Raw genomic sequence first — 17,574 nt, 5'->3', positions numbered from 1 at the left:
TCGGAAACCGTTTCTGCCGCCCCCTTTCGGCCGCCGCTGATGCCATGGCTGCGTGGAGAGCACGGGCGAGCATGGCCAGGGTGATGTGCCGGTACCAGCCCGGATACCGGCGGACCTCGTACTGGTCCAGGCCGCACTCGTTCTTCGCGGCCTGGAAGCTTCCTCGATCGCCCAGCGGGTCCCGGCGATGCCGCACGAGTTCGGCGACGGCAGTGTCGTTGGGCGCGTAGGCGAGGTAGTAGGCGATCTCGTCCGGGCGGGCCAGGCTGCGGCGGGCCAGGACCCACCGCTGGGGGGGTGGGCTGATCACCGTCGAAGTCGTCGATGGCGGGCAGCTGGGCCGCGGCCCAGTCGTAGACGCGCGGGCCTTTCGCGCCGTTGGCGCAGGAGTGGCGCTCCCAGGCGTCGTCGGGTGCCTGGGCGATGGCGAAGTCGATGCGGCCTGCCGAGCTCGAGCCGGCCGAGCGGGACCCGGCGTCGGGTGCCGCTGCGGTGAGCAGAGCCTCGTTCCAGGCCGATCTCGCGAGCGCGCAGGCCCGCACCGTCCGCCTGTTCGCACGAATTCAGCAGTTGGAGAGGCGCGTGTCCCAGGCACTGGGCCAGCAAGCCTGGCGCGAGTCGAGCCTTGGCGCTCCCACCGACATCAGGGAAGTTCAGCGAACGATTACGCGACTTGAACAGCGCAACGTCGAGTTGACCGATGCCCTGGAACAGCGCCAGGCCGATCTGGCGGCGGCACGGGAAGCCAACCGTGAGCTGAACCGCACCCTCAACCAGCGTGGAGAGCAGCGGGGACCAAGAACGCCAACAGGCCAGTAACACCAGATGAGGAACCGGGGCCACCCCACGGATTAATCGTTCCGCCCCGGACTCAGGTCGGCAGGTGCCCTACTGCTCAGAGGCCCTCAGTTCAGTAGCGCTGGTCGATGCCCTGCTGAGTATGGGACTGCACCGTGGCCGACGCTCCGTTTCGCGTCACCAAACCTAGTCAGGCTGGGTGCTTTGGTACCGAAGATGATCTGACGTCGGTACGAGTGGGGTGGCGGGTGCGTCCGCGCCGGCGGATCAGCAGTGCCGCCAGGAGCAGGGCCGCGAAGAGGATGGCGATCACGGCCGGGCCGGTGGTGTCCAGGGCGTCGGCGATGGTGCGCTGGATGGTGGCTGCGGCTTCGATGACAGGGTCCGTGGTGGCGGGGTCGTCCTGGGCGCGGATTTCGTACCAGCCGTAGTAGGCGACGTAGGTGCCGACGAGGAGGAGCAGCCCGCCGCCGAGGCGCGGGGCGATCGCGCCGAGTCGGCGCAGCCGAGTGACGCTCGTGGTTCGGGTGAGGGCGACGGCCAGGGAGGTGGCGCCGACGATCAGGCCCATCCCGGCGGCGTATGCGGTGAACAGGGCGATGCCTTCGCCGGTGGAGCCGTTACGGAAGGCGGAGACGACGATGGCGAGGAAGGGGGCGATGGTGCAGCCGAGGGAGGTGGTGGCGTATGCCATGCCGAAGAGGACCATCGAGGGCAGGGAGCGGGTCACTTTCGGTGCGCGGCGAAATTTCGGGGCTAAGGTGGGTAGTTGACGGCCGACGAGCAGCCAGGTTCCGGCGGCGGCGATGAGCAGGCCGAAGGTGATGGTGAACCAGGGCAGGTGCTGCTGGACCTGTCCGGCGACGGGTTGGACGGCGAGGCCGAAGATGCCGAAGAGGGTGGCGAATCCGGCAGTCATCGCAGCGGTGGCAGTCAGGGCCCGGCCGACGGCGACAATGCGGCTGGGGCTGTCGTCGCCGAGGACGAGCAGGGAGAGGTAGGCGGGGAGCAGGGCGAAGCCGCACGGGTTGACGGCGGCGAGCATCCCGGCGCCGAGGGCAAGGGCGAGGGGCAGGTCGGTCATGGCGGATCAGCCGGTGACGGCGGCGAGCTTGTCCGCAAGGCCCTTGCCGCCGGGGAGTACGCCCTCGTAGACGGCCTTGCCATTCTTGTCGAGGATCACGTAGTGGCTCTGCTGGGTGACCTCGAACCGCTTCCACACCTCGCCCTTCTCGTCGGACAGGTGGGGGAAGGAGCCGGTGGCCGTGTCGGCGACGAAGTCACGCATGGCGGCGTTCGTGTCCAGGCCGGCGACGCCCACGACGTTCGCCTTGCCCTGGTAGTCGGCGGCGACTTGGGCGGTCTCGGCGGCCTGCCCCTTGCACGTGGGGCACCAGGGTGCCCAGAACCACAGCACGGTGGGCGTGCCCGCGAGGGTTTTCGCGTCGAACGCTTTGCCGTCCACTGTGGTGGCAGTGAAGTTGAGCGCCTGAGGAACCTTCGTCCCTTCCGTCCCGCTGCCGCTCTCGTTGGGGGTGGCGGGCGCCTGGGCGGGAGAGGACGCCGTCGAAGGGGAGGCGCCCGCCTCGCCGACAGAGTCGGAGCCGCTGTCGGAACCGCATCCGGTGACGGTGAGGACGGCGGCGGCCATGAAAGCCGGGAGAAGGACGCGGAAGCGCATGGACGATCTCCTGAGTTGTCGGGAGCGTTGCGAGATTAGCCCTGCCGGAGCGCGCGGGCAGCGGGCTGCGGTCTTACGGTTCGGTGACGTCAGCCCGCGGCGTCCTTGAGCCGTTGGGGGTCGAGGACGGTGATCCGCCCGCGGGCCAGGCGGAGCCGGCCGTGGTCGGCGTAGTCGCGCAGCGGGTGGCGTCCGACCGGCCGGAGCGGGCCGGCCGGGGGCTGGGCGCTGGTGAGTGTGGTCAGGGTGGTGGCGATGCGTTGGGCGACGGTCTTGAAGACGCTGTCGGACAGGCGCTTTTCGAGGTCGGCGAGGCGGCGGCCGAGGATCGCGGTGATCCGGGCGGCGATGCGGGCGTCGGTCAGCAGCAGTCGGTTGACATCGTTGCGGCTCATGACGCATACGACAGTGTCGTCGAGGGCTTCGGCGTAGTTGTCGTACATGTGCTGCCCGAGCAGGACCATCTCGCCGAAGATGGTGCCCGGGGAGATGATCGCGGTGGTCAGCGCGCGGCCGTCGGCGGAGACCCTGAAGACGCGGACCCGGCCCCTTTTGAGGATGAACAGCACCTCGGAGGGCTGGGTGGGCGAGTAGAGGATCTCGCCCGTGTGGTAGGTCTTCATCGGCGCCGCATGGGCGATGGCTTCCATTTCCTGCTCGGACAGGTCGCAGAAGATGTCGACCTCGGCCAGGCACCAGGCCCGCTCCGCTGTCTCGTCGCCTGGTGCGGCGTCGGTCATGGTGTGGGTCTCCTCGCGTCGTCCGGGGGCCCACGGTGGTGGTGCGGCTCCCCACGCCGGGCTGGCCAGCGCCTCGGCGCTGTTGGCCAGACAGTAGGGCACCGCGCCCTCGACCGGGCCTATGCGACGCGGGGCTGCCCCCGGCAGGGGGGTGCCGGGGCCGGGGGCTGACGCGGCCGGTGTGGGGCTCATCGGCCGGCGGAGCCGGTGCGCCGGCCCATCGCCTGGGCGATGGACGCGAAGGTCGCTCCGGCGAGCAGGCCGAAAACGAGGTGGGCGCCGAGGCTGGAAGCGGTGACGTCGTTCCACTCGAAGACGGGCATGGCCAGGCTGGCGGGCATGATCCAAAGCGCGCCCAGGGTCCACCACACGGCGCCATAGGCCAGGCCGAGACCGACGGCGGGGGCGAGGCGCTGGGCGAACTGGCCGAGCACGACGCCGAAGGTGACGCCGGCGAACAGCGCGATCGCGAGGTGGATCAGCCAGCCGGCGAAGGCGCTGGTAGAGCCGAGGAGACCGGCGACCATGGTGATCATTGCGGTGTCCATCATCGGCCGGGACATCGACATCCAGATGCCCATCCCGATGCCACCGACCAGTCCGGCCGCGGCGCCCCAGACGGCGTGGACCGGGATCGCGGCGGTCTTCGGGGATACCTGCACGGTGGTGGCCATGACGATCGTCCTCCCTTTTGCGGTGACTTTCCGCTCTTTGCTCTGACGCTAGGACCCAGGGCACGTGCAGGTATGTGAGGGCGCTTACGTACCCGGGGGTAGATCGCTGGGCCGTCCGGGTGATTTCACTGCGGTCAGCAGGGCGTAGCCGAGCGCGCCGCCGGTGACGGCGGCGCGGGCCGCGTCCAGGGCGGCCGGGGCCGCGGTCAGGTCCACGTCGGCGTCGGCGTCGGCGTCGGCGAGGCGGGCCGGGGCGGTGATGCGCAGCAGGTCCAGCCGGGCCTGGATCTGGTCGATCATGCGGAGCATCGCCTGGTCGTGCCGCTCCGTCATGAGGGTGCGCAGCCCGGCTGCTGCCAGGGTCTCGACGTACTCATCGAGTGGGCGGGCGTCGGCGATGCAGGCGATGCGGGCGGTCAGCCCTTGCAGCTCGGGCGGGAGACGGTCGGGGTCCGGCGGTGACGTCGGTGGTGCCGAGGCGTCCGCCGGGTTTCAGGACGCGGGCGAACTCGGCGGTGGCCCGGGCGTTGTCGGGGGAAGGTGCACAGGGCGCACTCGCAGACCACGGCGTCGAAGACCCCGTCGTCGTAGGGCAGGTGCTCGGCGTCGCCTGTGGTGAAGACGGCCCGGTGGGCCAGTCCGGCGGCTTCGGCGGCCCCCTGAGCGAGGGCGGTGTTGACGGGCGCGTAGTCGACGCCGTGCGCCCGCACTCCGTAGGCGTCGGCGAGTGGGAGTGCGGTGGTGCCGCGGCCCGAGGCGACATCGAGGACCCGCATGCCGGGGGTGAGCGCGAGATGGTCGGCGAGGCGGCGGGTCAGGGCGGTTCCGCCGGGGTGGTAGGAGTCCCCGAGCAGATGGCGACGATGTCCTTGGAGTAGGCGTCGGCGCAGCAGGACTTGGAGGCGGTACTGGTCGGCGGACGGAGGAGCGTGGAACCTGTATCCGACATGGCCGACAGCCGCGCCGCCACGAACGTACTGCTGGCCGAACTGCGCGCAGGGCACCCCGCCCCGGCAGCCGTCGTGCGCTTCCTCAAGCACGCAGCCCGCCGGTCGCTGCGCCAGGCCGCCCGACGCCCCCGAGCCCTGGCCGAGCTCACCGCCCTGCACGGAGCCCTGTAACGCTGGCCGCCGGCAGACGGCCCGGACGGCGCTGGGTGACCACCAGTTGGGTCCTGGCCGTCCTGCACCTGGGTCTGCTGGAGCACCGCACCCGCCTGGCCACCGCAGACGTGCTGACGCTGGTGCGTGCCAACCTCCCCGTCCTGCCCGGCGGAGGCGCTTACCCTGCGCCACCAGCCCAGCCGCACCGTGCGGGGCGCGGCGGTCGCCGCCTGGGCGCTTCCCGTCGCCGCCGTCACCATTCTCGCGCTGCGCCGCAGCACCATGCCCGAGCGGCCCCACCCCGTCCTGATGCGACCGACCGCCGCCCTTCAGGCCGTCGTCGCGCTGCGGCACCTCACCCGCCGCTGAAAGTCCTGTTACTTCCTGCCGTCTGCGGGCCGCTCCGGCTCGGGTGTGCCCTCCACGCGCACGCCCTGCCCGAACGCCACATGATCCTTGATCTTCCGGACCAGAGGGCTGGGCTTGGGGTAGTACCAGGCGGCATCCCGATTCGTCAGCCCATCGACGTCGAGGCTGTAGTAGCGGGGGCCACGCCTTTCCAGAAGCACAGCGACCTGGTTCTGCTCGGCGTGACGTACTGCCGGTTGAGCGATTCGGGCGGGAAGTAGTGGTTGCCCTCGACGATCACCGTGCGCGGGGCCTCGGCGATCAACTTTCCGTTCCACACCGCACGCAGCATGGCCTTGCTCCTCACCGTGAATGGGGGCGGTACGCCAGCAGCCTTCACGTTAGGCAGGCCCGACCGGCCCCTTCAGTGAGGGCGCTCACCGTCCACATGGTTCTTCGTCCCCGTGAGAATGCGGCACACCCCAGCGTCGGTGCAGTCGGCCGGATCGGTCACCGCGGCCCGCTCCGCCAGATTCCGCAGGACCGCCTTCGTGGCACGGAGCTCGGCCAGACGCCGGTCGATGTCCTGAAGATGCCGCTCGACGAGTGCCGTGACGTGGGCGCAAGGGGAGGCGCCGGCATCGCGCAGAGCGAGCACGGAACGGATCTCGGCCAGGCTCAGGCCCGCGCCCTGGGCGTCGCTGATGAACGCCAGCCGCTTCACGGCCTGCTGCGGATAGTCGCGATAGCCGCCCGCCGTACGCGGAGGGGCAGGAAGCAGCCCGGCCTGCTCGTAGAAGCGGAGCGTCTTCGTCGTCACCCCGCAAGCGGCGGCGAGGTCACCGATGCGCACACCTCCAGGCTAGCCCTTGACCTTCCAGCGCACTGGAAGGTCTACCGTCCAGACAAAGGAAGGGAAAGCAGACGTGGAAGGGGTCCACATGTACCAGCCTGAGACGACCCGCGTCACGGTGCTGACCGTGCCGGGCTGCCCGAGCGCCCCGCTGCTGCGCGGGCGCATGGCCGAGGCGCTCGAAGGCCGGGCCGTGCCGGTGGAATGGATCGAGGTGAAGGACGCGGACGAGGCCACCCGGCACGGGATGACAGGCTCGCCCACCCTCCTGCTGGACGGCATCGACCCGTTCGCCCACGACGGCGCACAGCCGAGCCTGTCCTGCCGGCTCTACCGCCACGCTGACGGCACCACTGACGGCGCCCCGGCCGTCGCCGGCCTGCGTCGCGCCCTGACAGCGAGCGGACCATCTGGGGAAGAGGGAAAGGAGTGACGACCTGCTCCAGTCTTCCTTACTGGACGATGGCGCCCCGGTTCCACCCCACCCGCTCATGCAGCGTCCGCGTGCGTGAACTCCTCGTCACTGTCCGCCGGGACTGTGGTCTCCGCCGTGGTCGCCGGTGACGGCCTGCGACGGCGTAGGTGTGCCTCGCGACGACGGCGGTGGTCGCACCGACTCCGCCCATGGTCGCCGGCCCCCGCGGCCGGAGCGATCCGCTTGGCCCGCTGACTCTTTCGGATGGCGGATGTAACCACGCTTACAGATGGCCGGAGGTGACCGCCGGTGGGGAGGGAAGGTGTCGCGGCAGGACCAGCGAGGGGTGCTCGGTGGCAAAGCGTGAATGTGCGGATCTGGCCGGACTTCCGTCGGCTGGCTACCCTGGACTCGACGCCCGGTTACATCGCTTCACCCCCTATGAGCTGGGACGATGCCCGAGCTGCTGGACATACGCTTGTCTCTTGACCTCGGTGCGCTTGGGTCTGCGGGCGCCTCTGTCCTGTGACATCCAAGCTTGAGCGTTGCCACCGAAGTGTGAGGGCCCGGCCTTGAGGGGCCCTGTTTGCCGTCGCGGTCGGGTCTCAGGTCTCCGTTCGTCGGGTTGACCCGTGTTGGTCGCAGCGACGATGGAACATCGCGCGGTACTCCCTCGGCCGCTGGCCCGTATGTCTGGCAAAGATGCCGCTGAACGCCCCAGGGTCGCCGTACCCGACATCGGCGGCGATGATGGCGACGGTCCTGTCGGTCGTCTCCAGCAGGTGTCTGGCTCGACGCACCCGGACCGTCTGCAGGTACGCGAGTGGCGTCTCGCCGGCTTCGTCGCGGAAGCGGCGGAGCATGGTTCTCGTGCTTACGTGGAACTCCTGGGCGAGGGTGGGCAGGTCATAGCGAGCACTGAGGTTCTGGTCGAGCCACCGCTTGACGCTGAGCGAGAATTCCCTGCCCACAGTGGGTATGAGCCCCGCGTCGACATAGGGAGCCTGCGTGGAACGCGCATCATCAACAAGCGCGATACGCGCGGTGCTACGGGCGACGCGAGGGCCGTCGTGCTCGCGGATGAGCTGCAAGGCGAAGTCGTACATGGCACTGAAGGCCGCTGTGGTCGTCACCCCCCGGTCGGTCACGACCAAGCTCTCCGGGCGGAGGCGCACGTCGGCGTACCGGCGGGCGAACCGATCCGCGAACAACCAGGACGTGGTCGCTTGGCGCCCGTCGAGCAGCCCTGCTTCAGCGACCAGGAAGGCGCCCACGCAGATCGATACGACAGCAGTCCCCGAGGCCGCCTGCGATCGAATCGACGCTGCTTCCGGTCCCAGGTTTGCGAGTGTCGCGTCGAGATCGAGCGTGGGCGAAAGCTCGAATCCCGGCACGATCAGGACGTCCACCGGGCGAACCGCCGAGACGTCGAGGACCGAGCCGCCGGCCGCGATCACACGACGCCGGGGCGAGATGACCGACGCCTCGTAGGCCGGCTGAACCGACCCTTGCGCCGCGGCGACGTGAGTTGCCATTGCCAGGAGGTCAGGGACACCGAATACCTCCGACGCGAAGCAGCCGGGGTACGCCAGCACACCAACGCGCAGCGGACTCATGCGGCCCCTCCGGCACCTTCGAACGGGTGGCGATATTACCGTGATACGTGGCGATGCCGCCGCTTCTCAGAAGGGCGGCCGCTCGTCATCATCTCGGTCATGACAATCATGCGAGGACAGAGCGACCCCTTGGACGACTTCTCACGGAGAGCCGTCAGCGTCGATGACGTCGACAAGACCGTGTACGTTGCCGGGTCAGGACCGGCAGTCATCCTCATGCCCGAGATGCCGGGTATCAGCCCCGACGTCGCGCGGTTCGCACGGTGGGTGCGTGATGCCGGCTTCTCCGTGTACCTGCCCTCTCTTTTCGGCGTCGACGGTGCCTATCCGCTCGCCGAGGCACGCGAGACCGTCGTCCGACGCGCCTGCGTCAGCGCCGAGTTCCGAGCCTTCGCCGGTGGCGGCACCAGCCCCGTCGTCACATGGCTGCGCGGCCTCGCCCGCCTGGCGCACGCCGAGCGTGGCGGGCCTGGCGTCGGCGCCGTCGGTCTGTGTTTCACCGGCAACTTCGCCTTGACCATGGCGCTCGAACCGGCTGTCATCGCACCAGTGGTCAACCATCCGTCGCTTCCGCTGGACGATCCCGGCGGTCTGGAGATCAGCGCCGAAGACGCCGCTGCCGTGGCTGAACGCGTAGCGCGAGAGGGATTGAAGGTTCTCGCCTACCGCTTCGACAACGACAGGTGGTGCACTGGTCAGCGGTTCGCGGCTTACCGAGCGCTGCTCGGGGACGCATTCGACGGCCGCGTACTCAAAGCCGAGACGGCGAACCCAAACCCTCCGCCCTTCTTCCGTGACGTCGTCGGTTGCGCCCACAGCGTCGTCACGGCACACCTCGTCGACCAGGACGGTCACCCCACCATGCAGGCCCGGAACGAGATCATCGCCTTCCTGGCCGAGCGGCTCGGCATGTGGGCTGAATGAGCCCTTGGCACTCCGGCACCTGGCGATGCGACAGAGCGCCGCCGCTTCCCGCTGCGATCCGGTCGTCGACCTGGCGTACTCGTGACCGCCCCTCGGCGACCACGCGTGACACAGGCCACTCAGGTTTCGATGACACACGCTCAATCTTCAGTGGCACAGGACAGCCTCTCCGGTAGGTCATGGTTTCTGATCACGCTGAAGGGGAGAGCTGTTCGCGCACCCATTCGGGATCGGGGTTGGTGTGTGGCTGGCCCGCCACGACGACGGTCGGCACGGTCTCATTGCCGTCGTTGGCTGCTCTCACCGCTGCGGCTGCTGCCGGGTCGCGCCAGATGTCGACCCAGTGCAACTGGCGGGCGCTGCGGCCCAGCCGGATGCGCAGTCGTATGCAGTACTTGCAGCCCGGCCGCCAGAAGACGACTGGTCGGCCGTCGACCGCGCTGCGGCGTTGTGCCTCCTGCGTACCCATCGACCTCGGGAAGACCAGGGGTGAGTTCACGCCGACGAGAGCCAGGAACCAGCGCGAGGGCGGAGATCACCACGACGGTGCCCACTTGCACCGCCCTTTCCGCGACCGTGAGACCGGGAGGTTAGTTGACCACGGTCAGCAGGGGAATAGTGACCGCGATGGTGGCCACCGCGGTGGCGAGGGTGCTCAAGGGGGTGTCGACCGCTGCCGCGATCAGCGGCGCAGCGACGAAAAGACCGAGAAAGGTCAGGTGGGTGGAGGTCACGAGGTTGAGCAGGACCGCAGTGCACAGAAGAGCGGCCGGGAGGCGACGCACATACCAGCGCGGGAGCGGCCAGCCCTCGAGGAGGTCTCAGAAAACGGACTTGTCCGGCGGCAGGATGGGCACGACTCCGATCTGAACCATCATGAGCGCTCTCCTTGTAGCGCCCGGGCTCAAAGACGACGATCTTCACCCACACGATCCAGGCCATCCGCCACCCTCCACCCACCTCTTCCGGGTCGTTGATCCCTGCGTGCATGCACCGGCCGCGCTCGGTGCGGGGACGAGGCCGGTGCGCCGTCGGCTGTCCGCGCCATGGAGGTGGATCACGTCATCGAACCACGGAAGGCGGCCAGCGCGGTCTTTCACTCGATGAGCGCGGCAGGCCGCGTTGACCTGCCTGCGGGCTTTCACGCGAGCCGGTCGATGAGGATCATCGCCACGTCGTCCGTCAAGCGGCCCTCGGTGTGGCGGATCAATGCCCTGTGCAGTTCGTCCAGGAATTCCTGTGGGGAGGTGCCGGCGGGTATCTGCTCCATGGTCTGCGGCAGAGGGAAGAAGTCGTTGTCACGGTTGCGGGCTTCGATCACGCCGTCGGTGTAGAGCAGCAGCCGGTCACCGGGCAGGAAGGGGTACCCCTCGGGCTTGGCAGGAGAGCCGTTGACGAGGTCTTCGAAACCGAGCGGCGGCAGCGGCGAGGCAGGCATCAGCGCCTGGATCTTGCCCTGGTGCAGCACCAGCGGAGGCGGATGACCGCGGTTGACCAGGTGCACCACATGTTCGTCCGGCACCTGGGCGATGAGCGCGGTGGTGAATCCCTCCATGAGGACTTCGGGAAGCTCTTCCTGAGAATAGGTACCCGGTACGGCGGCCTCCCGCCGCAGCGCGGCCGCGCAACGGTTCATCACCTCCTGCACCTCGTCCTCGTAGTGAACGGCCTCCCGGAACGCGCCCAAAGCCACCGCGACCGCGCGTATGGCGGACAGCCCCTTCCCTCGGACGTCCCCCACGATCAGGCGGACGCCGTAGCGCGTCTGCACAGCCTCGTACAAATCGCCGCCTACCTGCGCTCCCGTCCCGGCCGCGAGGCACAGGCTGGCCGCCCGCACCGGGCCCAGAAGCTCCGGGACAGGCCGCAGGACCACCTCCTGAGCCGCCACAGCGATCCGGCGGACCTGATCGAGCTCGCTCCGCCTGCGCGCACGCACCGCGGCACTCAGAATGACACTGGCCACAGACACCACGACCAGCCCCAGGAAGTTGCCGATGATCAGCTGCGTCTGAGTCCCCCACGACTGGTTGTAGGTCGCAGAAGTCACGTTCACCCCCACAGCCAGGGCTGCCGTGGACAGCGTGCCCACCGGGCCCATCGTCAGCGCGGCCAGCGCCGGCGTCGTGGTGAGCATGGGACCGGTGACCAGGCTGTGCGCCGGCGAGAGCTCGATACCCAGCACACCCAGCACGATCACGAAAGGCGCCCACTGCGCCAGCACAAAACCGACCTCACCGCGAGCACCCACCCCCGGCCCAGAGAAGCCCCCCGACCGAACAGACGAACGAGAATGCGACCTCATGGAAACAGCCTCCCTCGCAGAAGCCATTACAGCCTCCCGGAAAGCCGTGACCGGCAGCGCCCCCTGCGTGGGCGAACCGTACGAAGAGCTCTACCGCCCCCCACATGGGACACCGTTTTAGCCCGCGAAGTCCTCGTCAACGCCACAGCCCGTCGTCCAGCCGGTCTCTCACCCACATCGCCGTCATACCGCACGGATTGCCCGCCCGCGCGATCTGCGCAGTCAGAGATCGGACTGCGAAGGGTAACGGCACCGGTGTTCACACCCCGGCGTTCCCGCTGCCCCGCTCGACCGGGATCCACAGCTGGGAGTCGGCCTCCGCGCCGATCTCCACCGGCTGGGTCCGCAGGAGCTCCGGACCCGGCCGGGGCGCGTACGGGTTCGAGGGGAACCACTGCGTGAACACGTCCCGCCACAGCTCCTGGAGCGCGCTCGGATACGGCCCTTGGTTGTCGAAGACCGCCCATGTCCCAGCCGGCACGTCGAGTACGTCGAGCTCCTCGGCTGCCGCCTCGGGAGAGGTCGCCACGCCGACCCAGTAGTCCACCTCGGCGCCCTCCTCCCGGCTGTGGGTCAGGTGCACCACCGCCGACAGGATCCCCTCCGGCTCGCCGCCACCCAGCCCCTTCATCCGGACGATCGCCTGCTCGTCCAGGCTCTCCACGTGCGCCGCGGCGGCCGCGTTGACCCCCTCGTGCACGAGTGGAACCGTGGCCTTCTTGCCGACGACCCGAAATGCTTCCTTCTCGACGATCCGGTACCGCATAGCCGTACTCCCTTCGACGACGACGCGGAAAGACATCCGCGGCTGGGACGTCAGCACAGCACCCGTGAGCCGGGCATCGCCCGGTCCGATGCCGTGCACCGACCGGAACGCCCGGGCGAACGCCTCGCCCGAGCCGTACCCGTACCGCACCGCGACGTCGAGCAGCGTCTGCTCACCGGCCAGCACCTCGGCCCCGGCGAGGGTCATTCGTCGGCGTCGCACGTAGACCGGCAGCGGCATCCCGGCGAGCGCGGAGAACAGCCGCCGGAAGTGGTATTCCGACACCGCGGCGATCCGGGCCACCTCGGCCATGTCGATCTCCCTGTCGAGGCACGCCTCCAGGTGGTCCAGCGCCTGATTCAGCCGCTCCAGCATGCGTATCCGTCCTTCGTTCTTGTGTCTTCACTGTAGGAACGCCCTCGTGCCGGCCAGTTGCAGCCACAGCAGCCGCCGGCCGGCAGCCGAGCCCAAGCCGGAGCCACTCGCTGCGTGCGGCGCCCTGGCGGTCTCCGACCGGGCCGGGCTGTCGCGAACACCTGGTCGACGAGCGACCCCGGGCCGCGTGTATGCCCCCTGGGAACAGCTGCCGATACGGCACGTCAGTCGCCTGGATGAAGTACAGAAAATCCGCTCGCGCCCCGCCCGACAAAACCCGTGCGGGAATTATCGGGCCGGAGCCCTGGCCTTACCTGAGGCTGACGCCCATGACTGACATTGAGGGATTGTGCGCGCCGCGGTTTGCCGCAGTACGTGAGGCACTGGCAGTTTTGCTCGGCACGGACGACGTGGGCGCCTCGGCGGCCGTCTGCATTGACGGCGAGCCGGTGGTCGACATCTGGGGCGGGTACGCCGATGCAGACCGTTCCATCAGCTGGGAGCGCGACACCATCGTCGGCGTGAACTCGACGAGCAAGAACATGACGGCCCTGTGCGCGCTCATCCTGGCCGACCGAGGCCAGCTCGATCTATCCGCACCAGTCGCCGCCTACTGGCCCGAATTCGCCGCGGCCGGCAAGGAGAGCGTGCTGGTACGGCACGTGCTGTCGCACACCGCGGGACTGCCTGACCTGTCCGGGCCGAGGACGATCGAGGAGCTCTACGACTGGGAGAGCGTAACGACCGGGCTGGCCGCGCAGGCGCCCGAATGGGAACCGGGAACGGCAGCCGGCTATCACGCGCTCACCTTCGGGTTCCTTGTGGGTGAGATCGTCCGCCGCATCACCGGCCGCAGCCTCGGCGAGTTCTTCGCCGAGGAAGTGGCCAAGCCGCTGGGCGCGGACTTCCACATCGGGCTCTCTGCGGAGCATGACTCTCGCGTCGCACCGCTCCTCCCGCCCCCTTCACTGACCGACGAGTACGCCTCCAGTGCGCCGCCCGGACCGGACGGCGCACGCCGGGAGTACACCGGTGTCCTGGTCCGGGTCAAGGACGCCAACTCTGTGGCCTGGCGCCGTGCGCAGATCCCGGCGGTGAACGGCTTCGGCAACGCCCGGTCCGTCGCCCTCGTCCAGTCGGTACTGGCAAACCACGGTTCAGCCGCCGGTATGCGACTGCTGTCCGCAAAGGGGTGCGAGCCCGCGTGGCAGGAGGTGTTCCACGGTGAGGACCGTATCCTGCGGACGCCGATGTCCTGGACCTCTGGTTTCGGCAGGTTCGGCAACACCTTCGGCTGGGGTGGCTGGGGCGGCTCACTGGTCATGAGCGACCCCGGCGCACGCATGACGGTGGCCTACGTCATGAACCAGATGATCGACCGGGACCGACACGAGGACAACCGCGGCATGGAGATCATCATGGCCGCATACAGCGGACTGCACTGACTCGCAACGCAGCGGTCCGGGCCGGCACATGCTCCTCGTCTCCGTGCGCCATCGGCGACGTCGGGATCACCCATGACCGGTGCGGAAGCAGACCCCGGACGCCGGGGACATGGCCGCTCGAGTACGACATGCCCGGCAACCGGCTGGGGAAGATCGGCGACACCGAGATCAGCTGACCGGGGGCACCTAATCTCTGCTGCCTCGGGCCTGGCGGTCCAGGAACTCGATCAGCCGTGTTTCGGAACGGGCAAGCATCTCCCGTTGTCCGCGGGGAAGCGAAGCAAGGGCGTCGACCAGGACCCGCTTTCGCGGGACGTGCACCATGTTGCCGGAGTAGATCCGGCAACTGGAACACCAGGCGAGTCCGATGCACCGCTCGAACATGGAGGACTCGGGCGGATGGAATCGGTACTCGTACGAGCGGACGGGCGTTCCGCAGGCGGCACAGTTCCGACGGTCCCCGTCGGAGACCGTGTCCCAGGTCCCGACCTTGCGCCAGTGCCGCCGCCCAGCCGGTCCTCTTCAAGTCGTCATATCCAACATTCTCTCCCCCAGCGAGTCGCCCGGCACAGCCGTCCCGGCGAAGACGGGGCCGGTGCAGACCGGAAGCCGGGGCCACTTCAAGCCGGAACAATCGCCACATCAACCCTGAAGTGGGGCCAATTCGGGCCGGAAAAGCGGGGCCCGTTCAGACCGTTAACGCCACCTGGCTGGCCTCCCGCGACACCGACCGCCTCCACACCGAGCCGCACTCGTCGCGGAGTGAGCGCGCGACCAACACAGCCCTGTACGAGATCGAGACCAGCGAGGGCAACGACGGCACCATGCGGCTCCCCGAACGCTCTGGACGCCCGGCGAGGACGCGACGGAGAACGGCTTCCTCGCCCACTCCGGCCTTCACGTCACCGGTCTCGGCGACCCCACCGACAACCACTTCTACTCGGTCCCGTTCATCTTCCCTGGCAAGTCAGCGTGTTGAGTCAGGGACAGCGCAACACAGCCTGTCGGCACTGATCGGTGACGAGTGTCTCTGGCCTCCTGCTGACGAGAAGGCCCGTGAAGATCTTGCTGAGGGGGCCGTCCGGCCGTAGGCGGGGCGGCCCCTTGGTCCATGTCGTGGTCCGGGCGTGCTCACCAGGGTCTGGTCAGTCGACCACGCGCACTATCAGCCGTACAAGGGCCATGACTCCTCGCCCGATCCATGCGAACAGTCCTGTCTCCACGGCCAGCTCGGCAGCGTCCCCGGCCACGTCCCCTCGGTCCGACTGGGAACGGCACCGGTAACAGGAACGGGGCCAACGGCGCTTTTCCGCACCACACTTCTTGCATCTCGCCATAGCCTCATTCTCTCCTTGCCTCCGGACCACCCGTACATGCGGAGCCCTGCCCGCACGCGCCGCAGCCGGCGCACCCCATGCGGAACTGCTGCGGACGCACGGGCACGACGCAGATCGGTTGTAGCCGTGGCCGACAACTCACCCCAGGGCAGCCCTACTGAGCACTGTCCGGCGGATCATGTGACCTGTCTGACCGGTCGCTCGCTGGTTCGGGTATGAGCCGGGGGGACTGACGAACCGCAAGTGGTCGCTTTGCAGCCTCATCTGCCGCCGTCGGGCGGTCGGGGAAGCCGGTGGAATGACCACCGCATGGCGGTGAACGGGACCCTCTTCCGGTTCCGGACCGGGGTCCCGTGGCGTAATTGACGGCGACCATGACAAGCTCCCCATAGGCGGCCACTTACCGCCCCACTGATGGCCACGGGGTTCCCCACGTACGGCCAGATATCTCCCCGCTCGCATTGGACGTATCCCGCTCGGCGAGGCTCGGGCGGGTGAAGAACAGCAGGGAGATCATGGAGATCCTTGAGGCGTACGACCTCACGGGCAGTTACCGCGCCGCGGCCGAGGTGACCGGCGTCGACCACCACACGGTGGCCCGGTATGTGAAGATGCGGGCCGCCGGCCAGCACCCCGACCAGCGCCGTCACCGGGCCCGCGCGATCGACGACTATCTGCCGAAGATCGAGGAACTGGTGGTCCGTTCGCAGGGCAAGATCCGCGCGGACGTGGTGCACAAGAGGATCGTCGCGATGGGCCTGACCGCGGGGAACGCACCACCCGCCGCACCGTTGCCGAGGCGAAAGCCCAGTTCAAGGCCGGTCGAGGGCGGGTCTATAGGCCGTGGGTGACCGAGCCGGGGCTGTGGATTCAGTACGACTTCGGCGACGGACCGACCATCGCCGGCCGCAAGACCATCCTGTGGTGCGCCTGGCTGGCCTGGTCCCGCTTCCGGATCGTGATCCCGATCCGGGACAAGACGCTGCCGACGGTCACCTCGTGTCTGGACGCGACATTCCGCCGCATCGGCGGAGTGCCGGCATACGTCCTGACGGACAACGAGAAGACGGTCACCACCGACCACGTCGCCGGGATCGCGGTCCGCAACCCGGAAATCGTCGAGGTCGCCCGGCACTACGGCACGACCATACGCACCTGCCTCCCCGCGGACCCGGAGACGAAGGGCGGTTCCGAGGCGACGGTGCGGATCGCGAAGGCCGACCTGGTACCGAACGACGTCAACCTGCGCGAGCATCACAAGACCTTCGGCGAGCTGGAGGCGGCCTGCCGAGCGTTCTGCGACGAGGTCAACTCCCGCACGCACCGGGCGACTCGGCGCAAGCCAGCCGAGCGGCTCGCCGAGGAACGACGGCGGCTGCACCCGCTGCCGAGGAGGCCGTTCACCTCCGCGTTCGGCACTACCCGGCGAGTGGACTGGGAGTCCACGATCTCGGTCGCAGGGGTCCGCTACTCCGTTCCGCACGAACTGATCGACAACCGGGTCTGGGCCCGGTTCCACGGCGACGAGCTGATCGTCACCGCGATCGGCGAGGACGACTCGGCCCACGAAGCCGCCCGCCACCGCCGCGGCCAGCCGGGCACCCCGGTCCTGGACGACGCCCACTATCCGCCGCAGGAGAACAAGAACAACGACCGCACCTCGAAGGCCACTTCGGCAGAGGAGGCCGCCTTCCTCCAGCTCGGGCCCGGGGCAGCGTCCTGGCTGGTCGAAGCCGGGGCGGCCGGGGTCCGCCGCATCAAGGTCCTTCCCGCTCAGGGCCAGGACATAGGACAGCCCTCGCTCCTCAAGACCGAGCCGGAACGGGGTGCTGACGCCGTAGCCGGCGTCGGCGACCACGACCGGCGCCTTCAACTGCCACTGGGTGAGTGTCTCCAACAGGCCGAGCGCGAGACGCCACTTCTCCCGGTGCACCACGTCGTCGGGGACTCCTGCCCTGCGGCATCGGTCCGGCTCGTCCGTCCACTCACGCGGCAGATACAACTGCCACTCCAACGGGCACGAGGCGGTGTCGGTGGCGGCATGGACATTGACCGCGACCTGGCAGTTCGCCCGTTTGCCGGCCGCTCCGCAGTACTGGCGGGCCACCCCGACTGACGCCTTGCCGCACTTGGGGAACGACACGTCGTCGATCACCCACACCTCGGGCCTGACCACCGCGGACAGCCGCGCGAT

Annotated in this window: 18 protein-coding genes and 5 pseudogenes; 7 read left to right on the top strand and 16 right to left on the bottom strand. The window is 68.9% G+C overall.

Annotated elements, in window-relative coordinates; all coding sequences use genetic code 11:
- A pseudogene (locus ACH5AC_RS38140) lies at positions 1 to 310 on the bottom strand (IS701 family transposase); the annotation flags it as partial.
- Between the two features lie 113 nt (positions 311 to 423).
- Here ACH5AC_RS38140 and ACH5AC_RS38135 point away from each other — a divergent pair.
- Entirely contained in the window at positions 424 to 819 is a 396-nt protein-coding gene (locus ACH5AC_RS38135; RefSeq protein ID WP_398866969.1) for a hypothetical protein, read from the top strand.
- Between the two features lie 169 nt (positions 820 to 988).
- Here the strand turns inward: ACH5AC_RS38135 and ACH5AC_RS38130 are convergent, their stop codons facing one another.
- The 6 genes from ACH5AC_RS38130 to ACH5AC_RS38105 all read right to left on the bottom strand — a co-directional run bounded on the left by ACH5AC_RS38130 (position 989) and on the right by ACH5AC_RS38105 (position 5,002).
- On the bottom strand, positions 989 to 1,882 hold the full coding sequence (locus ACH5AC_RS38130) for a cytochrome c biogenesis CcdA family protein (RefSeq protein ID WP_398866968.1): 894 nt from the start codon (positions 1,880 to 1,882) through the stop codon (positions 989 to 991).
- 6 nt (positions 1,883 to 1,888) lie between these two features.
- Positions 1,889 to 2,479, bottom strand: coding sequence for a redoxin domain-containing protein (locus tag ACH5AC_RS38125; protein ID WP_398866967.1), 591 nt, complete (start codon positions 2,477 to 2,479; stop codon positions 1,889 to 1,891).
- Positions 2,480 to 2,568: 89 nt separating this feature from the next.
- Positions 2,569 to 3,411: a Crp/Fnr family transcriptional regulator gene (locus tag ACH5AC_RS38120; RefSeq protein ID WP_398866966.1), complete on the bottom strand. Its 843-nt coding sequence runs from the start codon at positions 3,409 to 3,411 to the stop codon at positions 2,569 to 2,571.
- Positions 3,408 to 3,893 (bottom strand): hypothetical protein, encoded by a 486-nt coding sequence (locus tag ACH5AC_RS38115; RefSeq protein WP_398866965.1) that lies wholly within the window; start codon positions 3,891 to 3,893, stop codon positions 3,408 to 3,410. Before ACH5AC_RS38115 ends, ACH5AC_RS38120 begins: the two co-directional genes overlap by 4 nt.
- Positions 3,894 to 3,977: 84 nt before the next feature.
- Positions 3,978 to 4,226 (bottom strand): hypothetical protein, encoded by a 249-nt coding sequence (locus tag ACH5AC_RS38110; protein WP_398866964.1) that lies wholly within the window; start codon positions 4,224 to 4,226, stop codon positions 3,978 to 3,980.
- 83 nt (positions 4,227 to 4,309) lie between these two features.
- The gene (locus ACH5AC_RS38105) at positions 4,310 to 5,002 is read right to left on the bottom strand and encodes a class I SAM-dependent methyltransferase (protein ID WP_398866963.1); all 693 of its coding nucleotides are present in this window, start codon (positions 5,000 to 5,002) and stop codon (positions 4,310 to 4,312) included.
- Positions 5,003 to 5,140: 138 nt separating this feature from the next.
- Between ACH5AC_RS38105 and ACH5AC_RS38100 the strand changes: the two genes are divergently transcribed.
- Complete coding sequence (locus tag ACH5AC_RS38100) at positions 5,141 to 5,365, top strand: hypothetical protein (protein WP_398866962.1); 225 nt, start codon at positions 5,141 to 5,143, stop codon at positions 5,363 to 5,365.
- 8 nt (positions 5,366 to 5,373) lie between these two features.
- On the opposite strand, the gene ACH5AC_RS38095 is transcribed toward ACH5AC_RS38100, so the two are convergent.
- The 3 genes from ACH5AC_RS38095 to ACH5AC_RS38085 form a co-directional block, all read right to left on the bottom strand.
- A complete protein-coding gene (locus ACH5AC_RS38095) occupies positions 5,374 to 5,565 on the bottom strand; it encodes a DUF427 domain-containing protein (protein ID WP_398866961.1) in 192 nt (63 codons plus the stop codon).
- Positions 5,511 to 5,696 (bottom strand): DUF427 domain-containing protein, encoded by a 186-nt coding sequence (locus tag ACH5AC_RS38090; RefSeq protein WP_398866960.1) that lies wholly within the window; start codon positions 5,694 to 5,696, stop codon positions 5,511 to 5,513. The genes ACH5AC_RS38095 and ACH5AC_RS38090 overlap by 55 nt, the downstream gene beginning before the upstream one ends.
- A gap of 72 nt (positions 5,697 to 5,768) precedes the next feature.
- Positions 5,769 to 6,197: a heavy metal-responsive transcriptional regulator gene (locus ACH5AC_RS38085; RefSeq protein WP_398866959.1), complete on the bottom strand. Its 429-nt coding sequence runs from the start codon at positions 6,195 to 6,197 to the stop codon at positions 5,769 to 5,771.
- A gap of 88 nt (positions 6,198 to 6,285) precedes the next feature.
- Between ACH5AC_RS38085 and ACH5AC_RS38080 the strand changes: the two genes are divergently transcribed.
- On the top strand, positions 6,286 to 6,630 hold the full coding sequence (locus ACH5AC_RS38080; protein WP_398866958.1) for an alkylmercury lyase: 345 nt from the start codon (positions 6,286 to 6,288) through the stop codon (positions 6,628 to 6,630).
- Between the two features lie 587 nt (positions 6,631 to 7,217).
- On the opposite strand, the gene ACH5AC_RS38075 is transcribed toward ACH5AC_RS38080, so the two are convergent.
- On the bottom strand, positions 7,218 to 8,228 hold the full coding sequence (locus tag ACH5AC_RS38075; protein ID WP_398866957.1) for a GlxA family transcriptional regulator: 1,011 nt from the start codon (positions 8,226 to 8,228) through the stop codon (positions 7,218 to 7,220).
- Positions 8,229 to 8,327: 99 nt separating this feature from the next.
- On the opposite strand from ACH5AC_RS38075, the gene ACH5AC_RS38070 reads away from it, so the two are divergent.
- Positions 8,328 to 9,152: a dienelactone hydrolase family protein gene (locus ACH5AC_RS38070; RefSeq protein ID WP_398866956.1), complete on the top strand. Its 825-nt coding sequence runs from the start codon at positions 8,328 to 8,330 to the stop codon at positions 9,150 to 9,152.
- 190 nt (positions 9,153 to 9,342) lie between these two features.
- On the opposite strand, the pseudogene ACH5AC_RS38065 reads toward ACH5AC_RS38070, so the two are convergent.
- The 4 genes and pseudogenes from ACH5AC_RS38065 to ACH5AC_RS38050 all read right to left on the bottom strand — a co-directional run.
- A pseudogene (locus tag ACH5AC_RS38065) lies at positions 9,343 to 9,669 on the bottom strand (glutaredoxin domain-containing protein); the annotation flags it as partial.
- Positions 9,670 to 9,742: 73 nt separating this feature from the next.
- Complete coding sequence (locus ACH5AC_RS38060) at positions 9,743 to 9,886, bottom strand: hypothetical protein (protein ID WP_398866955.1); 144 nt, start codon at positions 9,884 to 9,886, stop codon at positions 9,743 to 9,745.
- Positions 9,887 to 10,293: 407 nt separating this feature from the next.
- Positions 10,294 to 11,376, bottom strand: coding sequence for a PP2C family protein-serine/threonine phosphatase (locus ACH5AC_RS38055; RefSeq protein WP_398866954.1), 1,083 nt, complete (start codon positions 11,374 to 11,376; stop codon positions 10,294 to 10,296).
- 340 nt (positions 11,377 to 11,716) lie between these two features.
- Positions 11,717 to 12,598: a GyrI-like domain-containing protein gene (locus ACH5AC_RS38050; protein ID WP_398866952.1), complete on the bottom strand. Its 882-nt coding sequence runs from the start codon at positions 12,596 to 12,598 to the stop codon at positions 11,717 to 11,719.
- Positions 12,599 to 12,927: 329 nt separating this feature from the next.
- Between ACH5AC_RS38050 and ACH5AC_RS38045 the strand changes: the two genes are divergently transcribed.
- From ACH5AC_RS38045 to istA, 3 genes and pseudogenes are all read left to right on the top strand, one after another.
- The gene (locus ACH5AC_RS38045; protein WP_398866970.1) at positions 12,928 to 14,043 is read left to right on the top strand and encodes a serine hydrolase domain-containing protein; all 1,116 of its coding nucleotides are present in this window, start codon (positions 12,928 to 12,930) and stop codon (positions 14,041 to 14,043) included.
- A gap of 1,566 nt (positions 14,044 to 15,609) precedes the next feature.
- Positions 15,610 to 15,743 (top strand): annotated as a pseudogene (locus tag ACH5AC_RS38040) (transposase); the annotation flags it as partial.
- 131 nt (positions 15,744 to 15,874) lie between these two features.
- Positions 15,875 to 17,175, top strand: a pseudogene (gene istA, locus ACH5AC_RS38035) (IS21 family transposase); the annotation flags it as partial.
- Here istA and ACH5AC_RS38030 read toward each other — a convergent pair.
- Positions 17,155 to 17,574, bottom strand: a pseudogene (locus tag ACH5AC_RS38030) (transposase); the annotation flags it as partial. The pseudogenes istA and ACH5AC_RS38030 sit on opposite strands and share 21 nt — an antisense overlap.

Origin of the sequence: Streptomyces sp. NPDC018693 (assembly GCF_044391385.1) — a bacterium.
Lineage (GTDB): Bacteria > Actinomycetota > Actinomycetes > Streptomycetales > Streptomycetaceae > Streptomyces.
Note: the sequence above shows the minus strand (reverse complement) of the source record. Positions and strands in the feature narration are given on the sequence as shown.

What these genes read in the sequence shown, in the direction of transcription:
- ACH5AC_RS38080 (WP_398866958.1), top strand. Translation starts at nt 6,286, where the DNA reads ATGTACCAGCCTGAGACGACCCGCGTCACGGTGCTGACCGTGCCGGGC.
- ACH5AC_RS38075 (WP_398866957.1), bottom strand. Translation starts at nt 8,228, where the DNA reads ATGAGTCCGCTGCGCGTTGGTGTGCTGGCGTACCCCGGCTGCTTCGCG.
- ACH5AC_RS38110 (WP_398866964.1), bottom strand. Translation starts at nt 4,226, where the DNA reads ATGACGGAGCGGCACGACCAGGCGATGCTCCGCATGATCGACCAGATC.
- ACH5AC_RS38045 (WP_398866970.1), top strand. Translation starts at nt 12,928, where the DNA reads ATGACTGACATTGAGGGATTGTGCGCGCCGCGGTTTGCCGCAGTACGT.
- ACH5AC_RS38130 (WP_398866968.1), bottom strand. Translation starts at nt 1,882, where the DNA reads ATGACCGACCTGCCCCTCGCCCTTGCCCTCGGCGCCGGGATGCTCGCC.
- ACH5AC_RS38115 (WP_398866965.1), bottom strand. Translation starts at nt 3,893, where the DNA reads ATGGCCACCACCGTGCAGGTATCCCCGAAGACCGCCGCGATCCCGGTC.
- ACH5AC_RS38070 (WP_398866956.1), top strand. Translation starts at nt 8,328, where the DNA reads ATGACAATCATGCGAGGACAGAGCGACCCCTTGGACGACTTCTCACGG.
- ACH5AC_RS38050 (WP_398866952.1), bottom strand. Translation starts at nt 12,598, where the DNA reads ATGCTGGAGCGGCTGAATCAGGCGCTGGACCACCTGGAGGCGTGCCTC.
- ACH5AC_RS38090 (WP_398866960.1), bottom strand. Translation starts at nt 5,696, where the DNA reads ATGCTGCGTGCGGTGTGGAACGGAAAGTTGATCGCCGAGGCCCCGCGC.
- ACH5AC_RS38135 (WP_398866969.1), top strand. Translation starts at nt 424, where the DNA reads ATGGCGAAGTCGATGCGGCCTGCCGAGCTCGAGCCGGCCGAGCGGGAC.
- ACH5AC_RS38120 (WP_398866966.1), bottom strand. Translation starts at nt 3,411, where the DNA reads ATGAGCCCCACACCGGCCGCGTCAGCCCCCGGCCCCGGCACCCCCCTG.
- ACH5AC_RS38125 (WP_398866967.1), bottom strand. Translation starts at nt 2,479, where the DNA reads ATGCGCTTCCGCGTCCTTCTCCCGGCTTTCATGGCCGCCGCCGTCCTC.